Annotated in this window: 21 protein-coding genes; 15 read left to right on the forward strand and 6 right to left on the reverse strand. The window is 63.2% G+C overall.

Features of this window, described 5'->3' with window-relative positions; all coding sequences use genetic code 11:
* Positions 1–3 precede the first annotated feature (3 nt).
* Both H281_RS0132405 and thiL read right to left on the reverse strand, forming a co-directional pair.
* A complete protein-coding gene (locus tag H281_RS0132405) occupies positions 4–561 on the reverse strand; it encodes a phosphatidylglycerophosphatase A family protein (protein WP_020071288.1) in 558 nt (185 codons plus the stop codon).
* Positions 551–1,549 carry a thiamine-phosphate kinase gene (thiL, locus tag H281_RS0132410; protein WP_020071289.1) on the reverse strand — a complete coding sequence of 333 codons (999 nt, stop codon included), beginning with the start codon at positions 1,547–1,549 and terminating at the stop codon, positions 551–553. The genes H281_RS0132405 and thiL overlap by 11 nt, the downstream gene beginning before the upstream one ends.
* Before the next feature lie 96 nt (positions 1,550–1,645).
* Here thiL and H281_RS0132415 point away from each other — a divergent pair, with 96 nt between their 5' ends.
* The 3 genes from H281_RS0132415 (at position 1,646) to H281_RS0132425 (ending at position 5,399) form a co-directional block, all read left to right on the forward strand.
* A complete protein-coding gene (locus tag H281_RS0132415; protein WP_020071290.1) occupies positions 1,646–3,985 on the forward strand; it encodes an NADP-dependent malic enzyme in 2,340 nt (779 codons plus the stop codon).
* Between the two features lie 420 nt (positions 3,986–4,405).
* On the forward strand, positions 4,406–4,822 hold the full coding sequence (locus H281_RS0132420) for a ribonuclease (RefSeq protein WP_020071291.1): 417 nt from the start codon (positions 4,406–4,408) through the stop codon (positions 4,820–4,822).
* A 7-nt stretch (positions 4,823–4,829) separates the two neighbouring features.
* Entirely contained in the window at positions 4,830–5,399 is a 570-nt protein-coding gene (locus H281_RS0132425; RefSeq protein WP_020071292.1) for a barstar family protein, read from the forward strand.
* 207 nt (positions 5,400–5,606) lie between these two features.
* Here the strand turns inward: H281_RS0132425 and H281_RS0132430 are convergent, their stop codons facing one another.
* From H281_RS0132430 to speE, 3 genes are all read right to left on the reverse strand, one after another.
* Positions 5,607–6,347, reverse strand: coding sequence for a 16S rRNA (uracil(1498)-N(3))-methyltransferase (locus H281_RS0132430; protein WP_020071293.1), 741 nt, complete (start codon positions 6,345–6,347; stop codon positions 5,607–5,609).
* 19 nt (positions 6,348–6,366) lie between these two features.
* The gene (locus H281_RS0132435; RefSeq protein WP_020071294.1) at positions 6,367–6,780 is read right to left on the reverse strand and encodes a VOC family protein; all 414 of its coding nucleotides are present in this window, start codon (positions 6,778–6,780) and stop codon (positions 6,367–6,369) included.
* Positions 6,781–6,890: 110 nt separating this feature from the next.
* Positions 6,891–7,772, reverse strand: a complete 882-nt coding sequence (speE, locus tag H281_RS0132440) for a polyamine aminopropyltransferase (RefSeq protein WP_027805133.1) — start codon at positions 7,770–7,772, stop codon at positions 6,891–6,893.
* A 313-nt stretch (positions 7,773–8,085) separates the two neighbouring features.
* Here speE and tkt point away from each other — a divergent pair, with 313 nt between their 5' ends.
* Together tkt and gap are read left to right on the forward strand one after the other, a co-directional pair.
* Complete coding sequence (gene tkt, locus H281_RS0132445) at positions 8,086–10,107, forward strand: transketolase (RefSeq protein WP_027805134.1); 2,022 nt, start codon at positions 8,086–8,088, stop codon at positions 10,105–10,107.
* Positions 10,108–10,214: 107 nt separating this feature from the next.
* Positions 10,215–11,225 carry a type I glyceraldehyde-3-phosphate dehydrogenase gene (gene gap / locus H281_RS0132450; RefSeq protein WP_020071297.1) on the forward strand — a complete coding sequence of 337 codons (1,011 nt, stop codon included), beginning with the start codon at positions 10,215–10,217 and terminating at the stop codon, positions 11,223–11,225.
* A gap of 256 nt (positions 11,226–11,481) precedes the next feature.
* Here gap and fur read toward each other — a convergent pair whose 3' ends face one another.
* Positions 11,482–11,910, reverse strand: a complete 429-nt coding sequence (fur, locus tag H281_RS0132455) for a ferric iron uptake transcriptional regulator (protein ID WP_012434340.1) — start codon at positions 11,908–11,910, stop codon at positions 11,482–11,484.
* 158 nt (positions 11,911–12,068) lie between these two features.
* On the opposite strand from fur, the gene H281_RS0132460 reads away from it, so the two are divergent.
* From H281_RS0132460 to H281_RS0132505, 10 genes are all read left to right on the forward strand, one after another.
* Entirely contained in the window at positions 12,069–12,893 is an 825-nt protein-coding gene (locus tag H281_RS0132460) for an outer membrane protein assembly factor BamE (protein WP_020071298.1), read from the forward strand.
* Positions 12,894–13,084: 191 nt separating this feature from the next.
* Positions 13,085–13,882 (forward strand): 4-hydroxy-tetrahydrodipicolinate reductase, encoded by a 798-nt coding sequence (dapB, locus tag H281_RS0132465; protein ID WP_020071299.1) that lies wholly within the window; start codon positions 13,085–13,087, stop codon positions 13,880–13,882.
* 57 nt (positions 13,883–13,939) lie between these two features.
* Entirely contained in the window at positions 13,940–14,650 is a 711-nt protein-coding gene (locus H281_RS0132470) for a MotA/TolQ/ExbB proton channel family protein (protein WP_020071300.1), read from the forward strand.
* 51 nt (positions 14,651–14,701) lie between these two features.
* Positions 14,702–15,133, forward strand: a complete 432-nt coding sequence (locus tag H281_RS0132475; RefSeq protein ID WP_020071301.1) for an ExbD/TolR family protein — start codon at positions 14,702–14,704, stop codon at positions 15,131–15,133.
* Positions 15,134–15,280: 147 nt separating this feature from the next.
* On the forward strand, positions 15,281–17,872 hold the full coding sequence (leuS, locus tag H281_RS0132480) for a leucine--tRNA ligase (protein WP_020071302.1): 2,592 nt from the start codon (positions 15,281–15,283) through the stop codon (positions 17,870–17,872).
* Between the two features lie 91 nt (positions 17,873–17,963).
* Positions 17,964–18,518, forward strand: coding sequence for an LPS-assembly lipoprotein LptE (locus tag H281_RS0132485; protein ID WP_020071303.1), 555 nt, complete (start codon positions 17,964–17,966; stop codon positions 18,516–18,518).
* 36 nt (positions 18,519–18,554) lie between these two features.
* Positions 18,555–19,679, forward strand: a complete 1,125-nt coding sequence (gene holA / locus H281_RS0132490) for a DNA polymerase III subunit delta (protein ID WP_020071304.1) — start codon at positions 18,555–18,557, stop codon at positions 19,677–19,679.
* Positions 19,680–19,951: 272 nt separating this feature from the next.
* Complete coding sequence (locus H281_RS0132495) at positions 19,952–21,223, forward strand: glutamate-5-semialdehyde dehydrogenase (protein ID WP_020071305.1); 1,272 nt, start codon at positions 19,952–19,954, stop codon at positions 21,221–21,223.
* Between the two features lie 204 nt (positions 21,224–21,427).
* A complete protein-coding gene (locus H281_RS0132500; RefSeq protein WP_020071306.1) occupies positions 21,428–21,844 on the forward strand; it encodes a CopD family protein in 417 nt (138 codons plus the stop codon).
* A gap of 635 nt (positions 21,845–22,479) precedes the next feature.
* Positions 22,480–25,727, forward strand: a 3,248-nt coding sequence (locus H281_RS0132505; RefSeq protein WP_020071307.1) for a beta strand repeat-containing protein, incomplete at its 3' end; no start/stop codon positions are given.

Below are 25,727 nucleotides of genomic sequence, written 5' to 3' on the forward strand. Positions count from 1 at the left end.
CGGTTAAACGGACATGCGCCAGAGCGCAATCACGAGCAAGGTGAAAAACGCGGCAACGAGATCGTCGAACATGATGCCAAAACCGCCTTTCAGCCGGCGATCGAAATAGCTGATGGGCGGCGGCTTCACCATGTCGAAAAAACGGAACACGATGAACGCCCAGAACTGGCCTGTCAGCGTGACCGGCGTGACCATCAGCAGCACGAGCCAGAAGGCGACGATTTCGTCCCACACGACCGGCGATGGGTCGTCAGTGCCGAGCTTCCTGGCGGTAAAGCCGCAAATCGCAATGCCGCCCACGAAGCCGACGCCGATCAGCACCCCCCACTCGATCACGGTCAGATAGCGGCTGAACACGGCAAACGAGGCCCACGCGAACAACGTGCCGATTGTGCCAGGCGCGATCGGCGACAAGCCGCTGCCGAAACCGAGCGACAGAATGTGCAGCGGGTGCGACAGCATGAAGCGCGCGGTCGCGCGGCGCGGCTGAGGGCGCTGCGGCTTGGGCGGCTGACCGCCGACAAGATTGTCGGCGGGCGTGAGCGGGCGATCAGTCTGCATGAAAGTGGTCGAAGCCTTGCAACGTCAGGGAGAGCGGCGCGCCGGCAGAGTCGCGCCAGTCGATCGCCGGGCGGTCGGCCGCCGTTCGGAGAGCGCTTATTGTACCGATGCGCGTGACGGGCACGCCCGCCTTGTGGCCGGCGGCCTGAACGGCGTCGCGCGCGGCCGGCGGCGCGGTAAAGCACAACTCGTAGTCGTCGCCGCCCGCGAGCGTGCAGCGCCGCTGCGCGTCGAGCGGCAGCCTGCGCAATGCGGACGAACGCGGCACTGCGTCGGCGTCGACAATGGCCCGCATATTCGAACGATCGAGAATGTGCTTCAGGTCGCCGGCGAGCCCGTCCGAGATATCCAGCGCCGCATGGGCGACGCCGCGCAGCGCCAACCCGAGCGCGATGCGCGGCTCCGGGCGCTCGAGCGCGCGGCGAAACGCCGCGGCGTCGTCGGCATCGGCGGTCCACTCGCCGCGCTGGATGCCGAGGCCTGCGCGCGCGTCGCCGAGGGTGCCCGACACCCAGATGTCGTCGCCTGCCCGAGCGGCGTCGCGGCGCAGCGCGGCTTGCGGCGGCACGCTGCCGAACACGGTGATGCACAGGTTCAGCGGGCCGCCGGTCGTGTCGCCGCCGATCAGCGCGCAGCCATGACGCTCGGCGAGCGCGAAGAGTCCTTCGCTAAATGCGGCGAGCCACGTTTCATCGGCCCTGGGCAAGGAGAACGCGAGCGTGAACGCCTGCGGTTGCGCGCCCATCGCGGCCAGGTCCGACAGATTGACGGCGAGCGCCTTGTGACCGAGCGCCTCGGGATCGACATCCGCGAAGAAGTGGCGGCCTTCCACGAGCATGTCTGTCGAAATCGCCAGCATTTCGCCCGCGCGCGGCGCGAGCAGCGCGCAGTCGTCGCCGATGCCGAGCGAACCGCTCGGGGCCGCCGACGCCTCGCCCGCTGCGCGGCGCGCGAAGAAACGTTCAATCAGCGAAAACTCTGAAAGCATTGTGAGGAAAAGTGAAGGGACGACTGCCTTTCGCTACGTTTCAGTCTCGGCAGTTGTACCCGTATTGAAGGAATCGGGCCGGCAATTGGGGCTACAATGCCGTCGAACATCTATTCTAATCCGCACTTCGAAGCCCGCCTTATGTCGACTCCCGTCAATAGCAAACTCCGCGAAGCCGCCCTCGATTACCACGAATTCCCGACCCCCGGGAAGATCGCAATCGCCCCCACCAAGCAGATGATCAACCAGCGCGACCTCGCGCTGGCGTACTCGCCAGGTGTCGCGTTCGCGTGTGAAGAAATCGTCGAGAACCCGCTGAATGCCGCGCGCTTTACGGCGCGCAGCAACCTGGTCGGCGTCGTGACGAACGGCACGGCGGTGCTCGGCCTGGGCAATATCGGCCCGCTCGCATCCAAGCCGGTCATGGAAGGTAAGGCGGTGCTGTTCAAAAAGTTCGCCGGCATCGACGTGTTCGATATCGAGTTGAACGAGTCCGATCCGCACAAGCTCGTCGACGTGATCGCGGCGCTCGAGCCGACGTTCGGCGGTATCAATCTCGAAGACATCAAGGCGCCGGACTGCTTCATCGTGGAACGCGAATGTCGCAAGCGCATGAAGATTCCGGTCTTCCACGACGATCAGCACGGCACGGCCATCGTCGTTGCGGCGGCGATCACGAACGGCTTGAAGGTCGTCGGCAAGGACATCAAGGACGTCAAGCTGGTCTCCTCCGGCGCGGGCGCAGCGGCGCTGGCCTGTCTGGATCTGCTGGTCGATATCGGGCTGCCGCTCGAAAACATCACGGTCACGGATCTGGCCGGCGTGGTCTACAAGGGCCGCGTCGAACTGATGGACCCGGACAAGGAACGCTTCGCGCGTGACACCGAGGCACGCACGCTCGCAGAGGCAATTGGCGGCGCGGACGTGTTCCTCGGCCTGTCGGCGGGCGGCGTGCTCAAGCAGGAGATGGTCAAGCAGATGGCAGAACGGCCGCTGATTCTGGCGCTCGCTAACCCGACGCCGGAAATCCTGCCGGAACTGGCGCTCGAAGTGCGTCCGGACGCCGTGCTGTGCACGGGCCGCACCGACTACCCGAACCAGGTGAACAACGTGCTGGTGTTCCCGTTCCTGTTCCGCGGCGCACTGGACGCGGGCGCGACCACGGTCACGCGGGAAATGGAAATCGCCGCGGTCAATGCGATTGCCGAACTGGCGCGCCAGGAGCAGAGCGACATCGTCGCGACGGCTTACGGCATTCAGGATCTTTCGTTCGGTCCGGAGTACCTGATTCCGAAGCCGTTCGACCCGCGTCTGATCGTCAAAGTCGCGCCCGCGGTGGCGAAGGCCGCGATGGATTCGGGCGTCGCCGAGCGTCCGATCGAGGACATGGACGCATACGAGCAGCATCTGCAGCAGTTCGTGTATCACAGCGGCACGACGATGAAGCCGATTTTCCAGCTGGCGCGCGGCGTCGAGCCGGAGAAGAAGCGCATTGTGTTCGCGGAAGGCGAAGAAGAGCGCGTGTTGCGCGCCATGCAGATCATCGTCGACGAAAAGCTGGCCAAGCCGATCCTGATTGGCCGTCCGGCCGTGATCGAGCAGCGCATTGCGCGCTACGGTCTGCGTCTCGTCGCGGGTCAGGACTACACGGTCGTCAATACGGACCATGACGAGCGTTATCGCGACTTCTGGCAGGAGTATTACAAGATGATGTCCCGCAAGGGCATCACCGCGCAGATGGCCAAGCTCGAAATGCGCCGCCGCACCACGCTGATCGGCGCGATGCTGGTCAGAAAAGGCGAGGCGGACGGCATGATCTGCGGCACGATCAGCACGACGCACCGCCACCTGCACTTTATCGACCAGGTGATCGGCAAGCGCGAAGGCTGCGCCGTGTATGCCGCGATGAACGCGCTGGTGCTGCCGAATCGCCAGATTTTCCTGGTCGATACGCACGTGAACGTGGACCCGACGCCGGAGCAGTTGGCCGAGATCACGATCATGGCCGCCGAGGAAGTGCGCCGCTTCGGTATCGAGCCGAAGGTCGCGCTGGTGTCGCACTCGAATTTCGGTTCGAGCAATGCGCCGACCGCGCAGAAAATGCGCGATACGCTCGCGATCCTGCAAGAACGCGCGCCCGAATTGCAGGTTGATGGTGAAATGCACGGCGACGTCGCGCTCGATGCCAATTTGCGACGCGAAGTGCTGCCCGACTCGACGCTCGAAGGCGATGCCAACCTGCTGGTGCTGCCGAACATCGACGCCGCCAACATCTCGTACAACCTGCTGAAGACTGCGGCGGGCAACAACATCGCCATTGGCCCGATGCTGCTGGGCGCGGCAAAACCCGTGCACGTGCTGACGGCCTCCGCGACGGTTCGACGCATCGTCAACATGACGGCGCTGCTGGTTGCGGATGTGATCGCGGCCCGCTGAGGGTCTGTCTACGCTGACCGGCGCCGGCTTCCGCCAGCGCAGTTGGCGTAGAAACTTGCCGGCGGCTCCTGCCGGCCTCGTCCAACGAAAAAAAAGGCGTGCCCGCAACGGGCACGCCTTAGGGCGAACAGGGGATAGCCGCCCAAAACGGCAAACAACAGACTTCCTTGCAAGAACTCAGCGCCCGGCCTTCCGTGTGGAAAAGCCGGTGTTGCTGCTTCTTTTGCTTGGTTGAGCTAATGTTAGCGCGCATTGGATAAATTTTGTGTCAAAAGTCGTCAAAGCACTGCTGGTGGGGCTTTCGCGTCGAATCGGATCATTTTGCGACTCCGGCGAACGTTGATTCCGGGGACCATTAGCGATACCCTTACGACTTTCATGGTCGTAAAACTCGTGATCTAACAGCCGGGAAACTTGGTAATGGCACGCAGATGGCAGCGCATCAAGGGCGTGCTGATCAGTGCTATTGCGCTGTGCGTTTTCTGCGGCCCCGTGCCTCACGCCATCGCGCGCAATTACCCGGCACCCACCGGCACGAATGCACAGGGCCAAGGCACCATTGCGGCGGCGCAGCTGCCCCGCGAGGCGGTCAATACATTGAACTTGATTGCCGCTGGCGGGCCTTACCCGTATGAAAAGGACGGCGTCGTGTTCGGCAACCGCGAACGGTTGCTGCCGCCCAACCGGCGCGGCTTTTACCACGAATACACCGTTCCCACGCCTCGTTCACGTAGTCGCGGGGCGCGTCGCATCGTCTGCGGAGGTCCGCTGAAGCGAACCGACAATTGTTACTACTCGGACGACCATTACACCAGTTTTAATCGTATTGTTGAATGACATCGGGATGAACGGCATGAGCGACAACGTCTACGCGCACGACACCGGAGTCGCGACGGATCTTTTCGCGGCCGGCGACGGCAATCTTTTCCAGCGCGTCATGAAGATGCGCGCCGGCGAGCAGGGCCGTGAGAACCGGAGCGAAGCTGACAGTGTGGTTTCATCGAACGAGGAGCCCATGAGTCTTTTCAAGACCGTACGACCGAACATCGTACAGTCGATCCGCGCGTTTCGCGTTCAGGATCTCGCCGACGAGGCGAATCGACTCGGACAGCACTTTCTCTACGCGTATTGCGCAAACGCGCAGTCCAAGCAGGAAGTCCTGGAAACCATCGCTACATCGTTCCTGTTTCCGAAACATTTCGGCAAGAATTATGACGCGCTCTACGATTGCCTGACCGACCTGGTTCATAAGGCCGGAGCCCAGCCCGGCTTCGTCATCGTGCTCGAGCAATTGCCCGTCGCGCAGAAATTCGACAAGGAAGGGCGAGAGACGCTGCTCGACGTGTTTCGCGAAGCGGCCGAATTCTGGGCCGAGCGCAAGGTTGCGTTCCGCGTCTTTTATTCGTTCGCCTGAATGCTTTGAGCCGAACGCCTGAGTTCAGCCATAGCCGGAATCGCAAAGGCCCGCCAACTGGCGGGCCTTTGCTTTTGGCGGATTGGGCTTGAGCCCGGTGTCAGTGGCATTGGTGGTGCTGTGCCGGTCGCGCCGGCGTCGCCTTCGATCACTGCCGTTGCGGCTGCCTACGCCATAGAGCCCACGAGCACCAACTCAATCACCGCCTCACCAGCCGCCCCACGCCGCCGCGAGTGCGGACAGAACCGCCATCCCAGCGGTCTCGGTGCGCAAGACGCGCGGTCCGAGCCCAACCGCCTGAAATCCGTGGTCCGTCGCGGCGGCTTCTTCCGCGGCGGAAAAGCCGCCTTCGGGGCCGACCAGCACGGTGACAGGCCCCTTCGGCGGAATTGTGGGCAGCGCTGAAAAATGGATGCTCGCGCGTGGCGACAACAGAATGCGCAGTTCGTCTTCTGCGGGAACGCGCGGCATTGCGGCGAGCCAGGTGGCGATTTCACGTACCGGCATGACTGTCGGCAGGCGGTTGCGTCCACATTGCTCACACGACGCCCGCACGATGCCTTCCCAGTGCGCATGCCGCCGAAGCGCACGATCGCCGTTCAGACGCACGACGCTGCGCGTGGTGGTCAACGGGACGAAGGTCGACGCGCCGAGTTCGACGGCTTTTTCGATCAGCCAGTCCATCTTGTCGCCGCTTGCTATGCCCTGAGCGAGCGTGAGCCGATACGGCGGCTCGACTTCGATATTGCGGAATTCGCCGACCTTCACGGTGACCGTGCGGCGTTCGATCGCGACGAGTTCGGCGCTGTATTCGCCGCCCTCACCGTTGAAAAGCACTATGGAGTCACCGGTCTGCAAGCGCAGCACGAGGACGTGCCGTACGACGTCATCGGGAAGTTGCATGATGTCGTCGGGCGAAAGAGGCGTACCGACGAAGAAGCGAGGCATCAGAAAAATACTCATTAGTTCACGAAAGGTGGCGAGCGAGCGCCCAACGGTAGCCGTCCAGATCCTCGACCTGGGCGAAGCGGTCGCCCCAGAACTGGTCCTGTGGCTCGCTCAACGATTTGGCGCCGGCGGCAAGCGCCCGGGCGTAAACCGTGTCGACATCGTCGACGTAGACATAGAATGATTGCGGCGCGATCGCGCCCGCGCTGCGGGGTGTTTTTGCGGTGGAGCCGAACGCGCCTTCCGGCGCGAACATCACGATCAACTGACCTTGATAGGTCATTTCGACATGCATGACGACGCCGTCGTCCTGCACGCTATCCCGCAATTCGAAGCCGAATGCCGCGGTGTAAAAGGCACTCGCGGCTCGCGCGTCCCGTACCGTCAGATAGGGGGTCAACCAGGGCACACCGGCTGGGCGGGAGGCGGTCATGGGGTTCTCCAGATCTAGGGTTATTGGGCGCATGCCGGGCCTCCGGCAATGGATTGCGCATCGGCAAAGAGATAGCGCAATCCGGCGAAGCCGTGCATTTTGCCCGTGCGTCAGTGCGACGGCTTTAAGAATTGACCTAGTTTATCTTGCACCGACGGCGATGCCGTAAAGAGTCCGGCATGCGCGGCAGGGCTGTAGTGCTTCCGTGCGTCGATTCCTCGCACGGCGAGGCGCTCGGCCACGATATCCGCCGTCAGCGCGGCAGGATCGAGCGTGTCGCTGGCGGTCGCCATCATCCACAACGAGCCGTATAGCGGAACGAACGTGTTCATGGTGCGCACGACCGCGAACGCGCTGCGCAGATCGCCCAGCAGGCCGGAAATGCGTTCGGCGTGGAAATAGGGCGAGCCCAGATGGACGGACAACACGGCGTTCGCGCTCATCACCCGCTTGAGCTGACTGTAGAAGGCGGTCGTGTACAGGCCGGCCGCTGGCGAGTCCGGCGGCGTCAGATCGAATACGACCAGATCGTACTGCGCAGACCGTGCCTGCGCGGCCGCGGTCACGAAATGCGCGGCATCGCCGATCACGAGTTCGACGCGCGGATCGTCGAACGCGCCGCCGTGTACTTCGGGCATGTGCTCGTGGGTCAGGCGAACCACCTGTTCGTCGAGTTCGGCGACCACGATCCTTTCAATGCCCGGATGCGCCAGCAGTTGCCGCGCGGCGCCCCCGTCGCCTCCACCCAGCACCAGCGCGGCTTTCGGTGCCGGATGCGCCAACGCCGCCGGATGCACCATGCACTCGTGATAGATGAACTCGTCGCCGGTGGACGTCATGGGACGGCCATCGAGCGTGAAGATCCGGCCGAGCTGGCGCGTATCCCACACCTCGATGCGCTGATACGGCGAATCGACGCGTGCGATCAACGACGCGTCCGGGAATCCGTAGACAGCGTCCGGACTCGGGTGGAACAGCAAAGTAGCGCTCAAGATGGTTTGCCCAGTGTGAACGGGTTGGTTTCCGCTGCCCGATTGTAAGGGCGACGCGCGGCACGGTCTCGCGCGCGCCCCACGATGCGGAACGAGTCAGCGGCTCTTTGGAGGCACCGGGCGGCGCCCGCCATGCGGCTTTGCGCACAGGGAGGGAGACAACGTTCTGTTAGAATGGCACGCTTTCAGCCTTGTCCGTTTGCTCTGCCCGTTTCGCGTCTTCCGGCGCCGCACCGTGCGCCGAAGCGGACTGGCCGCCGAGCTTCCGGGCCTCAAGCGCGCACCGCTTTCTGACTCTGTCTCCGGACTCGACATGACGACCCCGTCTCCCGCACCCACTTCCTTGATGGCCAACGCAATCCGCGCGCTGTCCATGGACGCCGTTCAACAAGCGAATTCCGGGCACCCCGGCATGCCAATGGGCATGGCCGAAATCGGCGTGGCCCTGTGGTCGCGCCATCTGCGCCACAATCCGAAGAACCCGCAATGGGCGGACCGCGACCGCTTCGTTCTGTCGAACGGCCACGGTTCGATGCTGCTGTACTCGCTGCTTCATCTGACCGGCTACGACCTGCCGATCAGCGAACTGAAGAACTTCCGCCAGATGCATTCGAAGACGCCGGGCCACCCGGAATACGGCATTACGCCGGGCGTCGAAACGACCACCGGCCCGCTCGGCCAGGGTCTGGCGAACGCGGTCGGCATGGCGCTCGCGGAGTCGCTGCTCGCCACCGAATTCAACAAGCCCGACGCGAAGATCGTCGACCACCACACGTATGTGTTCGTCGGCGACGGCTGCCTGATGGAAGGCATTTCGCATGAAGCGTGTTCGCTTGCGGGCGTGCTGAAGCTGAACAAGCTGATCGCGTTCTACGACGACAACGGCATCTCCATCGACGGCGAAGTGGTGCACTGGTTCCACGACGACACGCCGAAGCGCTTTGAAGCGTACGGCTGGAACGTGATTCCGAACGTGGTCGGCCACGATGTCGACGCAGTCGACGCCGCCATCAAGAAGGCCAAGCAATCGGACAAACCCACGCTGATCTGCTGCAAGACCGTGATCGGCGAAGGTGCGCCGACCAAAGCCGGCAGCCACGGCTCGCACGGCGCGCCGCTCGGCGACAAGGAAATTGCGGCCACGCGCGAGGCCATCGGCTGGAAGTGGGAGCCGTTTGTGATTCCGCAGGAAGTCTACGCAGCGTGGGACGCGAAGGAAGCGGGCGCGCGTTTCGAATCCGATTGGGATAAGGCGTTCGCGGCTTATGCGGCGAAATATCCGCAAGAAGCGGCTGAGTTCACGCGTCGTATGGGCAAGCAACTGCCCGCTGACTGGAAGGAAAAGGCGAAGGCGATCATCGCCGGCGCGAACGAGCGTGCCGAAACGGTCGCGACGCGCAAGGCATCGCAGCAGGCCATCGAGGCGTTGTCCGCAGTGCTGCCGGAACTGCTCGGCGGCTCGGCCGACCTGACCGGCTCGAACCTGACCAACTGGAAGGCCGCGAAGCCCGTTCGCGTGAACGGCGAAGGCCGCGCGGCAGGCAATTACGTTAACTACGGCGTGCGCGAGTTCGGCATGAGCGCCGCGATCAACGGCGTTGCGCTGCACGGCGGCTTCAAGGCTTTCGGCGGCACGTTCCTGACGTTCTCCGACTACAGCCGCAACGCGCTGCGTGTCGCCGCGCTGATGAAGGCGCCGTCCATCTTCGTGTTCACGCACGACTCGATCGGTCTCGGCGAAGACGGCCCGACTCACCAGTCGGTCGAACACGTAGCGAGCTTGCGTCTGATTCCGCATCTGCAGGTGTGGCGTCCCGCGGATACCGTCGAAACGGCGGTGGCGTGGACTCACGCGGTCGAACACCATGGCCCGTCGTGCCTGATTTTCAGCCGTCAGAACCTGCAGTTCTCGGAGCGCACGGACGCGCAGATCGCTAACATTGAGAAGGGCGGTTATGTGCTGCGCGACTGGAACGACGAGATCGTTGCGCGCAAAATCATCCTGATGGCCACCGGTTCGGAAGTCGAACTGGCGCTCAAGGCGGTCGAGCCGCTGGCGCGCGAGGGCATCGCGGCGCGCGTCGTCTCCATGCCGTCCACCACGGTGTTCGACAAGCAGGATGCGGAATACCGCGAACGCGTGCTGCCGCAAGGCGTCCGCCGTGTCGCGATCGAAGCGGGCGTGACGGATTTCTGGCGCAAGTACGTGGGTCTGGAAGGCGGCGTGGTCGGCATCGACACGTTCGGCGAATCGGCCCCGGCTGGCGTGCTGTTCAAGCATTTCGGCTTCACCGTCGAACACGTGGTAGAGACGGCCAAAGCCGCACTCGGCTGATCTGAAGCAAAGCGTTGCCGCACGGCTGAAGCAGGAGCACGAACGCGCGGCAACGCAGCCGGTCAGACGAATATCAACGTATTTTTTTAGTCATCAGGAGATAGATCATGACGATTCGCGTTGCAATCAACGGCTACGGCCGGATCGGCCGCAACACGCTGCGCGCCTTCTATGAAAACGGCAAGAAGCACGATATCGAAATCGTCGCCATCAACGATCTGGGCGATGCCAAGACCAATGCTCACCTGACGCAATACGACACCGCGCACGGCAAGTTCCCCGGCGAAGTGTCGGTGGACGGCGACTACCTGGTTGTGAACGGCGACAAGATCCGCGTGCTGGCCAACCGCAACCCGGCTGAGCTGCCGTGGGGCGAGCTGAACGTCGACGTCGTAATGGAATGCACGGGCTTTTTCACGACGAAGGAAAAAGCAAGCGCGCACATCAAGGGCGGCGCGAAGAAGGTCATCATTTCGGCACCGGGCGGTAAGGACGTCGACGCAACGATCGTCTACGGCGTGAACCACAACGTGCTGAAGGCATCGGACACGGTGATCTCGAACGCATCGTGCACGACGAACTGCCTCGCGCCGCTCGTCAAGCCGCTGAACGACAAGATCGGCCTCGTGAACGGCCTGATGACGACCATTCACGCGTACACGAACGACCAGGTTCTGACGGACGTGTACCACGAAGACCTGCGCCGCGCGCGCTCGGCCACGCATAGCCAGATCCCGACCAAGACGGGCGCTGCGTCGGCTGTCGGCCTGGTGCTGCCGGAACTGAACGGCAAGCTGGACGGCTACGCGATTCGCGTGCCGACCATCAACGTGTCGGTGGTCGATCTGTCGTTCATCGCCGCACGCGACACCACGGTCGAGGAAGTCAACTCGATCATGAAGGAAGCGTCGCAAGGCGCGCTGAAGGGCATCCTCGGCTACAACGACGCGCCGCTGGTGTCGATCGACTTCAACCACAACCCGGCTTCGTCGACGTTCGACGCAACGCTGACCAAGGTGTCGGGCCGCCTGGTGAAGGTGTCGAGCTGGTATGACAACGAGTGGGGCTTCTCGAACCGCATGCTGGACACGGCCGTGGCGCTCGCTAACGCGAAGTAAGCCGTTCTATGCTTTTCCGGACGCCGTCGTTGTAACGTCGGCGGTTCGGTTTAGCGCGGTTCGCAAAAAAAGCCGCTCTTCGGAGCGGCTTTTTTACGCCTGCCGAGTGTCGAAATAGACGCCGGACGCCGCCGCGTTTCAGGCAAAGAAATTCGCCCGACCAAAAAAAATGGCCCGGCCGATTCAACCCGGTCGGGCCATTTTTCTGCTGATTGCTGATTGTTCGACCGCGCCCCCCGACACGGCCGGCACCGCGTCAATGCTTGCGATGTGGACAGTTTTCCTTGGTGCAGGCGCCGTAGAGCGCCAGTGCGTGTTCCTGCAGCTTGAAGCCGCGTTCCTTCGCGATGGACTGCTGACGACTCTCGATTTCGGAGTCGAAAAATTCTTCGACGAGGCCGCAATCGAGGCACACCAGATGGTCGTGGTGCGACCCTTCGTTCAGCTCGAAGACAGCCTTGCCCGATTCGAAATTACTGCGCGAGAGCAGGCCGGCCTGCTCGAATTGCGTCAGCACACGATAGACGGTGGCAAGACCGATATCGAGCTCCTCGTGCAGGAGGTTGCGGTACACGTCTTCGGCCGTCAGGTGACGCACCGGGCTGTGCTGGAAAATCTCGAGGATTTTGAGGCGCGGAAGGGTCGCCTTGAGCCCGATGTTCTTGAGATCGGTTGGATTGGTCATGACAAGGGATCCCTAGAGTACAATGCTGGGCTCTCATAGTAATGTGTTTTTGCCGTTCTGGTCATCTTCGATGGAATGAAACTCGCGCGGCTCGTCAGCGGGCCCGCACGGTGAGTGAAATGATTTCAAAATCTCAACTGATCTACCGGGGGAGCCGCATGCGGGGTACCTTGACCGCTGTTGCGGCTGTCGCGATTCTTGCAGGATGTTCCACGTACGACAGCCTCACCCAGCGGGTTGCTCAAAGCATCACGCCGTACCGGATTACCGTTGTGCAAGGCAACTTCGTTTCGAAAGAAGCCGCTGCGCAAATGCAGGTGGGCCTGTCGCGCGCACAGGTGCGTCAGTTGCTGGGCACGCCGCTCCTCGCCGACATGTTCCACGCAGATCGCTGGGACTACGTGTTCTATTTCAAGCGCGGCTCGACTAACGTCGTGCAGCAGCGCGACTTCGTGGTCAATTTCGCCGGCGATCGCGTCGCCAGCTGGAGCGGCGGCGAAGATCTGCCGTCCAACCTCGAACTGCTCGCTGAGATCGACGGTGACAAGCGCGGTAAGAAGGCCGCTGCGGCGAACGTAGCGAGCAGCACGGGCGAGGCAAGCGCGCCGGTAGCCACGGCGCCGGTCACGGTCGACACCGCGCGTTCGCCGTCCGTCGAAGGTGCTGCCGCAGCGGCCGCGCCGTCTACCGACGCGAACGCTGAAGCCGCTCAAGCCGCGAATCGTGCGACGAATGCGGTGCAAGCGCCGTCGCGTAACACGCCGTCGTCGGTGCGCTCAACCGCTCCGACCGCGAATGCCGGCGGCATCCCGCCGCAAGGCCCGACGTCCGGTGGTCAGCCGCAGTTCCAGTTCCACCGTCCACCGCCGCCGCAATCGCCGTCGTCGCAGGACAATCCGGTCGGGCCGACGAGCTCGCAAAGCAGCGGCCCGACGCAGAACGCGCCGGTTGGCACGCCGTCCACTTCGGGAACGAGCCAGTAATAGCGCTGTCCTTGTTTTAAGACGGCCGCTGCGCATTCGCCCGCCGTGGAGTGTCACTCCAAAGTCGCTTCGGGCTTCGCGCGGCGCCGTCGGATTCTCTGCTGTTCCAGTCCCGCGCGGTGCGAGGGCGTGCTGCCCGCCGCCGCTTTTGCCCGCCTCTGCCGGGCTGTGTCATTCGAACCCTCGTAGCCATGAAAATTGCGATTGCTGGCGCATCGGGCCGTATGGGCCGCATGCTCATCGAAACCGTTCTCAACGATTCCGACGCCACGCTGTCGGGCGCGCTCGACCGTGCGGGTTCTCCGCAACTCGGTCAGGACGCCGGCGCCTTTCTCGGCAAACAGACGGGCGTGATGCTGACCGACGACATTGAACGTGTGTTCGCGGAATCGGATTACCTGATCGACTTCACGCGCCCTGAAGGCACGCTGATGCATCTGGAAGCCGCGCAGCGTCACAATGTGAAAATGGTGATCGGCACGACCGGCTTCGACAATGAGCAGAAGGCGCAACTGCGCGCCGCGGCGGACAACATCGCGATCATGTTCGCGTCGAATATGAGCGTGGGCGTGAACGTTACGCTCAAGCTGCTCGAGTACGCCGCGAAGCATTTCGCGACCGGCTACGACATCGAGATCATCGAGGCGCATCATCGTCACAAGGTCGATGCGCCGTCGGGCACCGCGCTGACAATGGGCGAAGTGATCGCCAACGCTCTCGGGCGCAATCTCGACGACTGCGCGGTCTATAGCCGCGAAGGCGTGACCGGCGAGCGCGATCCGTCCACGATCGGATTTTCGGCGATCCGCGGCGGCGATATCGTCGGCGACCATACGGTGCTGTTCGCCGGTATAGGCGAACGCATTGAAATCACGCACAAATCGGCGAGCCGCCTGTCGTACGCGCAGGGCGCGCTGCGTGCCGTGCGCTTCCTCGAAGGCCACCAGACCGGCTTCTTCGACATGCAAGACGTGCTCGGCCTGCGCTAAACGCGGCGCGCGCGGCTTATTTATCCGCACGAACTCACTTTTCCCCGGCGAAATCAAATGGCAGGCGGCAGCGGCATCATCCATTACCTGCAAACGAGCGACGCGATCACGCATGGCGTCGCTTATGTGCTGCTGGCGATGTCGATTGCGAGCTGGTGCTTCCTGATCGTCAAGGCCTGGGTGCTGGTGCGGGCCAAACGTCAGGCGACGCGCGCTGTCGCGCGCTTCTGGCAGGCGCCGACCCTCGCGGAAGGTGTCGCCGAATTGAAGCGCGCCGACCGCGAGCGCGTTTTCGCGCCGCTCGCAGAAGCGGCGCTCCATGCAGCCGAAGTCGATATTCCCGGCGCACTGCTTGCGCGCGTCGAGCGCAGCGAGCGTGTGGTTCGCGCGCTGCGTCAGGCGCTCAATGCGTCGCAGCGCAGGCTCGAATTCGGCCAGGTGCTGCTGGCTTCGGTGGGCAGCACGGCGCCTTTCGTCGGCCTGCTCGGCACCGTTTGGGGCATTTATCACGCGCTCGGCAGCATTGCCGCGAGCGGTCAGGCGCAGATCGAGAACGTCGCCGGGCCGGTCGGCGAGGCGCTCATCATGACGGCCTTCGGTCTCGTGGTGGCGATTCCCGCAGTGCTCGCCTACAACGTGCTGGGGCGCCTCGTGCGGCAGCTGTCGGAAGAACTCGACGGATTCGCGCACGACCTGCACTCGTACGTGTGCGCGCCCGTGGGCCAGCCGCAAGCGCCGGTGCGCGGTCCGCAGGCCACGACTCACTAAGGGCAATAAGCGCAATCGGCACTAGGCGCGCGTCACGACATAGGAGGCGGCATGGCGTTCGGCGGACTGGAGAAAAGGCAGACGGCTGCACCGATGGCCGAGATCAACATGACGCCGCTGATCGACGTGATGCTGGTGCTGCTGGTGATTTTCATCATTACCGCGCCTTTATTCACGCACGCGATCCGGCTCGATCTGCCGAAGGTCGCGTCGGCGCCGGCGCGCGAAACGCCGCAAACCATTTCTCTTTCAATCGACGCCGCGGGCAAGCTCTATTGGGACGGCAGCGTCATCACGCTCGACCAGATGCGCGGGCGCTTCGCGCAAGCCGGCAAGCAGGCCGACCAGTCCGAAATTCATCTGCACGCCGAGCGCAATACGCGCTACGAGGCGATCGCGCAGGTCATGGGCGCCGCGCAGCAGGCCGGTCTTGAGCGCATCGGGTTCGTGACCGACCCACCGCCACCAGGCGCGCAGCAGTAGGCGCGCGGGCGCTCGCCACGCGGCGCAGCCGTCCGCGAACGGTATAATCAGCCCTTTCCCCGCAGTACGGGAAACGACGCCATTTCATCCAGCAAAAGCACCAAGCGGCCGGTGCGGAAGCACCGAACCCAGCGATCCCATCACACCATGCACGAAAAATACGTTCCCTCCGACGTCGAATCCGCCGCGCAAGGGCAATGGCGCGCCATCGACGCGTACAAGACATCGGAAACCACCGACAAGCCCAAGTTCTACTGCGTCTCGATGCTGCCGTATCCGTCGGGCAAGCTGCACATGGGGCACGTGCGCAACTACACGATCAACGACGTGATGTACCGCTATCTGCGGATGAACGGCTACAACGTGCTGATGCCAATGGGTTGGGACGCGTTCGGCATGCCGGCGGAAAACGCCGCGATGGCCAACAACGTGCCGCCGGCAAAGTGGACCTACGACAACATCGCTTACATGAAGAAGCAGATGCAGTCCATGGGCCTCGCGATCGACTGGTCGCGCGAAGTCGCCACCTGCAGCCCCGATTACTACAGGTGGAACCAGTGGTTGTTCCTGAAGATGCTGGAAAAGGGCATCGCGTACAAGAAAACCGGCACCGTGAACTGGGACCCGGTCGATCAAACGGTGCTCGCGAACGAGCAGGTGATCGACGGTCGCGGCTGGCGCTCGGGCGCGCTCGTCGAGAAGCGCGAAATCCCGATGTACTACATGCGCATCACGCAGTACGCAGACGAGTTGCTGAACGATCTGGAAGGCCTCGGCTGGCCCGAGCGCGTGAAGATCATGCAGCAGAACTGGATCGGCAAGAGCTTCGGCGTGAACTTCGGTTTCCCGTATGAAATCGACGGCGAACAGAAGCTGTTGCGTGTGTTCACCACGCGCGCCGACACGATCATGGGCGTGACCTTCGCCGCGGTCGCCGCTGAGCACCCGCTTGCCACGCGTCTCGCGCAAGACAAGCCGGAACTGCAGGCTTTCATCGACGAATGCAAGCGCGGCGGCGTGGCCGAAGCCGACGTCGCGACCATGGAAAAGAAGGGCATGCGCACCGGCTTTTTCGTCAAGCATCCGCTCACGCAGGAACCGGTCGAAGTGTGGATCGGCAACTACGTGCTGATGACTTATGGCGAAGGCGCGGTGATGGGCGTGCCGGCGCACGACGAGCGCGATTTCGCGTTCGCGAAGAAATACGGTCTGCCGATCAAGCAGGTGGTGGCGGTCGAAGGCAAGGAGTTTTCGACGCAGGCCTGGGAAGAGTGGTACGGCGAGAAGGGCGGAACGCTCGTCAACAGCGGCAAGTACGACGGCCTGAACTACGAACAGGCAGTAGACGCGATCGCCGCCGACCTGAAGGCGCTGGGTCTGGGCGACAAGCAGATCACGTGGCGTCTGCGTGATTGGGGCGTGTCGCGTCAGCGTTACTGGGGCACGCCGATTCCGATCATCCACTGCCCGGAGTGCGGGGACGTGCCGGTGCCGGAAAAAGACCTGCCCGTCGTGCTGCCCGAGGACCTCGTGCCGGACGGCACGGGCAATCCCCTCGCGAAGTCCGAAGCGTTCGTGAACTGCACCTGCCCGACCTGTGGCAGCGCGGCCAAACGCGAGACGGACACGATGGACACGTTCGTCGATTCGTCGTGGTACTTCTACCGCTACGCATCGCCGGGCGCACCGACCATGGTCGATGAGCGCACCGACTACTGGGCGCCGATGGACCAGTACATCGGCGGCATCGAGCACGCGATTCTGCACCTGTTGTACTCGCGCTTCTGGGCGAAAGTGATGCGCGACCTCGGTCTCGTCAAGTTCGGCGAGCCGGCGAAAAACCTGCTCACGCAGGGCATGGTGCTCAACGAAACCTACTATCGGGAAGACGCCACGGGCAAGAAAACCTGGTACAACCCGGCCGACGTCACCGTTTCGTTCGACGACAAAGGCCGCCCGGTCGGTGCCGTGCTGAACTCGGACGGCCTGCCGGTCGTGCTGGGCGGCGTCGAGAAGATGTCGAAGTCGAAGAACAATGGCGTCGATCCGCAATCGCTGATCGATCAGCACGGCGCGGACACCGCGCGTCTGTTCGTCATGTTCGCCGCACCGCCCGAGCAGCAGCTGGAGTGGTCGGGCTCGGGCGTCGAAGGCGCGAGCCGCTTCCTGCGTCGCGTGTGGAGCTTCGGTCACGCGAACGAAGCTGCGCTGCGCGCAGGCGGCCAGTTCGACGCCGCGCAACTCGCCGACGCTGACAAACTGCTGCGTCGCGAAATCTACAGCGTGCTCAAACAGGCTGACTTCGACTACCAGCGTTTGCAGTACAACACGGTCGTGTCGGCCGCGATGAAAATGCTCAACGCGCTCGACAGCGCAAAGGGCGCGCAGCCTGCTGTGCTGCGCGAAACTTATGGTGTGATGCTGCGCGTGCTGTATCCGGTCGTGCCGCACCTCACGTTTCAGCTGTGGCAGGAACTCGGTTACGCCGACGAGTTCGGTTCGCTGCTCGACGCGCCGTGGCCGAAGGTCGACGAGAAGGCGCTCGAGCAATCGGAGATCGAACTCGTGCTGCAGGTGAACGGCAAGGTGCGCGGCGCGCTGACGGTGTCGAAAGACGCGTCGCGCGAATCGATCGAGCAGTTGGCGGCCGCCCACGAAATGGTCGCGAAATTCAGCGAAGGCAAGGCGCCCAAGAAGATTGTCGTGGTGCCGGGCCGCCTCGTGAACGTGGTCGTTTGACGATCCAGCAGCATCTGTCAACAGGCATGGCGCCGTCGCGTGCGGCGGCGCGTGCCTCTCGCCGGGAACCCACTGCGAACCAGGAGCCAATGTGACTCGCAGATCGTTTTTTTTGACGCTGGCTTGCAGCGTATTGATGTTGTCCGCGTGCGGCTTCCAATTGCGCGGCCAGCAGGACTATGCGTTCAAGCGCCTGTTCGTCGCCGGCGGTTCGGCATCGGCGAACGCGCGGCTCGCGCGCATGGTGCAAGGCGGCAGCGACACGGTCGTGGTGAACTCGGTGACCAGCGCGGACGCTACGCTGCAGATTACCGAAGGCCGCGGCTACAGCACGCTGACGCTGAACTCGCTGGGCGTCGTGGAAGAGTATCAATTGAATCTCTCCATGAACTACTCGCTGATCGGCAAGGACGGCACGGTGCTGATTCCGCCGAGCGTGATCGCACTGAACCGCGCGATGACCTATAGCGACAAGTACTCGCAAGCGAAAGCCGCCGAGTCGGACATCCTCTTCGCCGATATGGAAAACGACGCGATCGACCAGCTCACGCGCCGTCTGTCGAGCGTGCGCTCGCTGCATCCGGCGCCGGGCGAGCAGGTGCCGGCCGTCGTGCCGCGCGCGCCTTTGCCGCCGCCGCCGCTGTGAGCGCGGGCGTCGACGGGATCTGAGAAATACATAGCCATGCAACTGCGACTTGACGCGCTCGAAGCGCATCTCGCCAAGGGACTCGCCGGACTGTACGTCGTGTACGGCGACGAGCATCTGCTCGCGCAGGAAGCGTGCGACCGGATTCGCGCGGCGGCGCGCGCGGCCGGCTTCACCGATCGCTCGGTGTTCACCGTGGAGCGCGGTTTCGACTGGAGTTCGCTGTTGGGCGCGAGCCAGTCGATGTCGCTGTTCGGTGACCGTCAACTGGTCGAACTGCGCATTCCCTCGGGCAAGCCCGGCAAGGAAGGCGCAGATGCGCTGAAAGCGCTGGCGGCCGCCGTCAATGACGACGTGTTGACCATGATCACGCTGCCGCGGCTCGACGCGGCCACGCAGAAATCCGCCTGGTTCACGGCGCTTGCCGACGCGGGCGTCGCGTTGAAAATCGATCCGGTCGAGCGCGCGCAGTTGCCGAACTGGGTCGGCCAGCGGCTCGCGGCGCAAGGCCAGCGGGTCGCCGCTGGGGAAGAAGGGCGGCGCGCGCTCGCGTTTATCGCCGAGCGTGTCGAAGGCAACCTGCTCGCGGCGCATCAGGAAATTCAGAAGCTCGGCTTGCTTTATCCGGCCGGCTCGCTGAGTTTCGAGCAGATTCACGACGCCGTGCTCAACGTCGCGCGCTACGACGTGTTCAAGCTGAACGAGGCGATGCTCGCGGGCGACGTCGGCCGTCTGTCGCGCATGCTCGACGGACTGCGCGGCGAAGGCGAAGCGGCGGTCCTCGTGCTGTGGGCGGTCGTCGAAGAATTGCGTACGCTTTTGCGCATCAAACGCGGCGTCGCGGCCGGCAAACCGCTCGCGATGCTGGTGCGCGAAAACCGCGTGTGGGGTCCGCGCGAGCGGTTGATCGGGCCGGCTTTGTCACGCGTTACCGAGGCCTCGCTGGAAAAAGCGCTGGCGCTGGCGGCGCGGCTCGATCGCCAGGTCAAGGGTTTGTCGGGTGGCACGCCTGGCAATCATCGCAATGACCCGCCGCCCGATCCTTGGCACGGCTTGTTTGAACTCGCGATGACGGTCGCGTCGCCGAAAACGGCGCCTGTTCCGCCGCCGCGACCTCGGGGCGCAGCCGGGGCCGCAGCGGGCGCACGCAGGCCGGCGTGATCCGGTCATGCGGGCCAGGCCGTGGTCACATTCGGTGTGGGCACAAGCAGGGGTGACGAGCGCCGCGGCTCTGGCGGACGGCTAAACCGTCCGGACCACGAGTTCGCTTTACCCTGCCTGGCTTCGCGTGCTGAAGATTGGCGGCTTCCGCGGCATAGATAGCGCTGGCCACCATCGCAAGCAGAGCGCGTTGCCCCGACTTACAATCGTTGAATCATTCGCTAATCAGCCTTTGCGCCGCACGTCGACGTGCGCGCCATCACGAGAATCACATGGATATCGACCAGTACATGACCGACCTCGGCCGCCGCGCCCGCCAGGCCTCGCGTGCGATGGCGCGGGCGTCGACGGCCGCGAAGAACGCGGCACTCGCGGCGGTCGCAGCGGGTATCGAGCGCGACGCCGCGTTGCTCAAGGAAGCCAACGCGCGTGACCTCGCGCGGGCACGCGACAAAGGCCACGACGCGGCTTTCATCGACCGGCTGACTTTGTCGGACAAAGCGCTGAAAACGATGGTCGAAGGCCTGCGCCAGGTCGCGGCGCTCGCCGACCCGATCGGCGAGATCAGCAATCTGAAGTACCGGCCAAGCGGCATTCAGGTCGGGCAGATGCGCGTGCCGCTCGGGGTGATCGGCATCATCTACGAATCGCGTCCGAACGTGACGATCGACGCCGCCGCACTCTGCCTGAAGTCGGGCAACGCCACGATCCTGCGCGGCGGTTCGGAAGCGTTGGAGTGCAACACGGCGCTCGCGAAGCTGATCGGCGAGGGGCTCGAAGCTGCCGGTTTGCCGCAGGACGCCGTGCAGGTTGTCGCGACCGCGGACCGCGCCGCGGTCGGCAAGCTGATCACAATGACCGAGTACGTCGACGTGATCGTTCCGCGCGGTGGCAAGAGTCTGATCGAGCGGCTGATGAACGAAGCGCGAGTGCCGATGATCAAGCACCTCGACGGCATTTGTCACGTGTACGTGGACGACCGCGCGGATCTCGCGAAGGCGCTGACGGTCTGCGACAACGCCAAGACGCACCGTTATGGCACCTGCAACACAATGGAGACGCTGCTCGTCGCGCGTGGTATCGCATCGACGGTGCTGCCGCCTCTTGGCAAGCTGTATCGCGAGAAAGAAGTCGAGTTGCGCGTGGACGCGGCGGCGCGTGCGGTGCTGGCCGGCGCGGGCGTGGGCCCGCTGGTCGATGCAACGGAAGATGACTGGCGCACCGAATATCTCGCGCCGGTGCTGGCGATCAAGGTGGTCGACGATCTGGACGCGGCGATCGAGCACATCAATACCTATAGCTCGCAACACACCGACGCGATCGTCACCGAAGACCACGACCGCGCCATGCGTTTCCTGCGCGAAGTGGATTCGGCAAGCGTGATGGTGAATGCATCGACCCGTTTCGCCGACGGCTTCGAGTTTGGTCTTGGCGCCGAAATCGGCATCTCAAATGACAAGCTTCATGCGCGCGGCCCGGTGGGGCTGGAAGGTTTGACGTCGCTGAAGTACGTCGTGCTCGGACATGGCGAAGGGCGCCAATAAGCGCTATTCAATGGTAAGCGTGGCCGTGCAACGCGGCCACGTTTGTCCGCCTGTCTACACCTCCTGGCGTTGCCGCGACCGTCGGTCACTGTGCGTCGCGACGGATGGCCGCCATGATTGCCGCCGCTGGTCACAACAGGCTGTCACCACAGGCTGACCACGACACGCTGGTTACAACACTCAACACGCACCCAAGGACATCCGATGCTCTGGATCAAGACGTTTCATATCGTTCTGGTCGCTTCCTGGTTCGCCGGTCTGTTCTATTTGCCGCGCATTTTCGTCAACCTTGCGATGGAAACCGAGCCGGCGGCGGTGAAGCGTCTCCTGATCATGGCGCGCAAGCTGTTTCGCTTCATGTCGTTTATCGCCGTGCCGGCGCTCATTTGCGGGTTATGGCTCTGGCTCGTCGTGGGAATCGGACAAGGACAGGGCTGGATTCATGCGAAGGTCGGCGTCGTCGCGCTGCTGGTGATTTACCACGCGTACTGCGGCGTGTTGCTGCGGACATTCGAGCGCGGGCAGAACCGCCGCACGCACAAGTGGTATCGGATGTTCAACGAACTGCCCGTGCTTGGGATGCTGGCTGCGGTCGCGCTGGTGGTCATCAAGCCGTTCTGATGTGAGTCACACGCGTAGCGTGTCGGATGACTTATTGTTCGCATGTCTCGCTGCGGGTAGTGTCGCTCGCGGCGTGACAAGTAACGTAGTGGCTTGACTTCAGCGACGCGACATTCCCCGCCGCTCGGCTGCAAGAATGAATGCGTGAAGCGCGCTCCCTGGAAGCGGTCCGCACACTCTGTGGGCATCCTAAATTTCCGCTTCCTCATCGATTTCAGGCGCTGAACCCTGCCGCGTTGGTTAAGACTTTTCTGAATTGTGGTGCGGCAGGTTTGCCGCGCTTGTCCGTGCGCGGCATCCTTCGCCGCTAATATCGGCGGACTCGCTTCTCATCGAATCTCTTGCTTGCGTCCATCGCGCAAGCGCCCCACGGGCTCTTCCATTCTCTCGCCGCCAGGCTGCTAGACGGCAAGCCCGCCTATACGGCCGAAGCGCGCCGCATTGTCTCCACGTTTGTCTGCAAACGCCTGCCGCCGCAAGAGACGCTTTTAGTCCTCGTCTGATTCTGTCTGTTGGACGCATCTCATATTCTCAACGTCGAACATTAGCAAAGCACGACGGCCATAGCCCAGCTTCGCTCAATGTCGAGCCGCAGTGCGCGGTTGTCGTGTGTCCAACTTAATTATGAGTCTTTCATGAACAAGAATCGGTTCCGCCGGGTATTTAGCAAACGTCTCGGCATGCTCGTCGCTGTTGCGGAAAACGTCGCGAGTCAAGGTAAGCAAGCAGGTGAAAGCGCCGGCGTGGGGCCTTCGGGCCGCGAACTGGGCGTCGTTTCCACGATGACCGCCATGGCCGTCGCGCTCGTCGCATTTCAACCGTCGGTGAGCCGCGCGCAGTCGCTGCCCACCAACGGCCAGGTGATGGCAGGTCAGGCGAGCATTTCGCAAAACACCAACACGATGACCGTCAATCAAGGTACGCAACGTACTGTGATCGACTGGAATTCGTTCAACGTTGGCACGGGCAATACCGTGCAATTCAATCAGCCGAACGCGCAAGCACAGGCGTTGAACCGCGTGACGGGCGGTGGTGCTTCCAACATTCAAGGCTCGCTCCTCGCCAACGGCCAGGTGCTGATTCAGAACGCGAACGGCGTGTTGTTCAGCAAAGGCTCGGTGGTCAACGTCGGCTCGCTGCTGGCCACGACCAAGTCGGTCGATTCGAACGCGTTCATGGCAGGCGGCCCGCTCTCGCTGAAGTCCACGGGAACGAATGGCAGCGTCGTAAACGACGGCGCGATCAATGCGCAAGGCTACGTCGTCCTGATGGGCGACCAGGTGCGCAACAGCGGCGCTATCACCACCGCACAAGGCGGCCAGGTCGCGCTCGCCGCTGGTGACAGCGCGATGGTTGCGCTGCCGAACGGCCAGGGCATCCAGTTGACGCTGACGAACGCGTCGGCGAACGCGCTGGTGGAAAACAGCGGCAACATCAAGGCAGAGAACGGCACGGTGCTGCTGACCGCGCGTGGTAGCAACACGCTGCTCAACACGGTGGTGAACCTGTCGGGTGTGGTGCGCGCGGGTACGGTTGTCGCGGATGCCGGTAACACGGGCGATGTCGCGGTAACGGGCAAGATCGACGCGTCGAACGCAGCGGGCCAGGGCGGCACGGTGGTGCTGTCGGGTGACCGCGTGGGCGTGTTCGGCAATGCGTCGATCGATGCGAGCGGCGCGACGCAAGGCGGTAAGGTGATTGTCGGCGGCGACAGCCTGCATAAGCTCGACGGCACGCAAGCGGCGGCCATGCTGCAGGACGGCGTGCAGTTCGCGAACTTCACGCAAGTGGATGCGGGCGCGAAGATCGACGCGGGTTCGGCGCATGGCAACGGCGGCTTCGTGGAAACGTCGGGTCATAGCCTCGACGTGCAAGGTCAGGTGAGCGCGGCCGCGCCGGAAGGCAAGGCAGGCGAGTGGCTGATCGATCCGACGGACGTGAACATCACCACGGCGGCAAACGCCAATGAGGCGGTGGCGGGCGGTACGTTCACGCCCTCGACGAACACCGCAAAGGTCAATAACGGTGCGATCAACAGTGCGCTGAACGGCGGCACGGACGTGACGATCACGACGCTGAGTTCGGGCACGGCCACCGGCAACATCGTGCAGGAGTCGGGTGCGGACATCACCAAGAGCGCAGGCGGTAATGCCACCCTCACGCTGATCGCCAACGGCAGTATTTCGCTGCAAGGCGCGATCTCTTCTACCTCGGGCAAGCTGAGCCTGAATGCAACTGCCGACGCAGGTCATCTCGGCAACGGCACGGTGCATGACAACGCGAATGCCAGCTACGACCTAAACGGCGGTTCGCTGACCATCAGCGGCAACTCGACCGCAGGTAACGGTCTGGCCGGTGCGAATGCGGTGTATCTGCAAGGTAATTGGACGAATGTGAGCGGTGGCTCCATTACCGGCGCAGCCAACGCAGGTGCCGGCGTTACGTTCGCGAAAGACTTCACCGCGACTGGCAGCAACACGCTCACAGTGACCGGCACGTCTAACGCTGGTACGGGCGTAAGCCTGACTCCGGGCGCAAGCCTCACGAAGACGGGCAGCGGTTTGATGAGCATTACGGGCTCCTCGACTGCTGGTTACGGTGTCTCGATTGGGCGGCCCGGTATGTCCACAGCCTCCAGTGTGTCCGTTACGGATAACGGTACGCTGGCAATCACCGGCGTGAGCAACAGTGGCCTCGGCGTGTACGTGTCTGGCAATGCGGTCGCCGACAAGTCGTCAACGCTCAACATCTCCGGTACATCCCAAACAGGGCCGGGGGTTGGCATCGATTCCACGGCTATCGCATCCGGCTATACTTTCAGTGCCAAGATCAAGTCTTCGGACAACGCCACCGTCAACATCCAGGCATCTTCGAACACAGGCGTCGGTTTCGTTGACTACGACGGTGCTCTTCTCGCGTCGCAAAATGCGACGATCAACCTCGACGCCAACTCCAATACGAGCTGGGGTGCGCAAGGTGCCTGGCAGTCGACGGCCACGGACACTGCCCACATCAATATGAACGGGCATGGAACGTCGGGTCTGTGGTACCAGGGCGCGGCAACGGCGTCGGGCGACGGCGTCATCAATATGACGGGTACGGGCACCGCAGGCCACGGCGTGATCATGCCGAACACCACGACAACGGACAACGGCACGGTCAACGTGGTCGGAACCGGCACGCAGGACGGCGTATGGGAACGTTACGGCGCGAATGTCTCGGGCAATTCAGCGGTCAACGTTATGGGCACCTCGGACAGCGGGCCTGGAGTGACGATTACTGCGCCCAACTCGGTGTCTGGCAATGGCACGCTGACGATCAACGGCGACTCCAACACGGGAACCGGGGTATCGGATTCGTCTAGTCTGAACGTGTCGGGCAACGGCGCAGCGATCATCTCCGGTAACTCGAACAGCGGCGATGCGACGGTTATCAACGGTAGCGTGAACGTCGCGGCCGACGGCGCCGTCAACATTTCGGGGCAGTCGACGAACGGTTCGGGTGTGATCGTCAATCCGAACGGCTCAATCAACATCTCGGGTAACGGCGCGGCTGACATCGGCGGTAGCTCGACGAACGGCAACGGTGCGGTCATCGACGGCAGCTTGAATGTGACGGACAACGGCACGCTGAACGTCAGCGGTGACTCGGCCAATGGTTCGGGCGTGATCGTCGATCCGAACGGCTCGATCAACATTTCGGGCAATGGTGCAGCTGACATTAACGGCACCTCGACGAACGGCAACGGTGCGGTCATCGACGGCAGCGTGAACGTGACGGATAACGGCACGGCGAACATTTCCGGCAACTCGACCAATGGTTCGGGCGTGATCGTCGATCCGAACGGCTCGATCAACATTTCGGGCAATGGTGCAGCTGACAT

Origin of the sequence: Paraburkholderia caledonica, assembly GCF_000383275.1 — a bacterium.
Classification (GTDB): domain Bacteria; phylum Pseudomonadota; class Gammaproteobacteria; order Burkholderiales; family Burkholderiaceae; genus Paraburkholderia; species Paraburkholderia caledonica.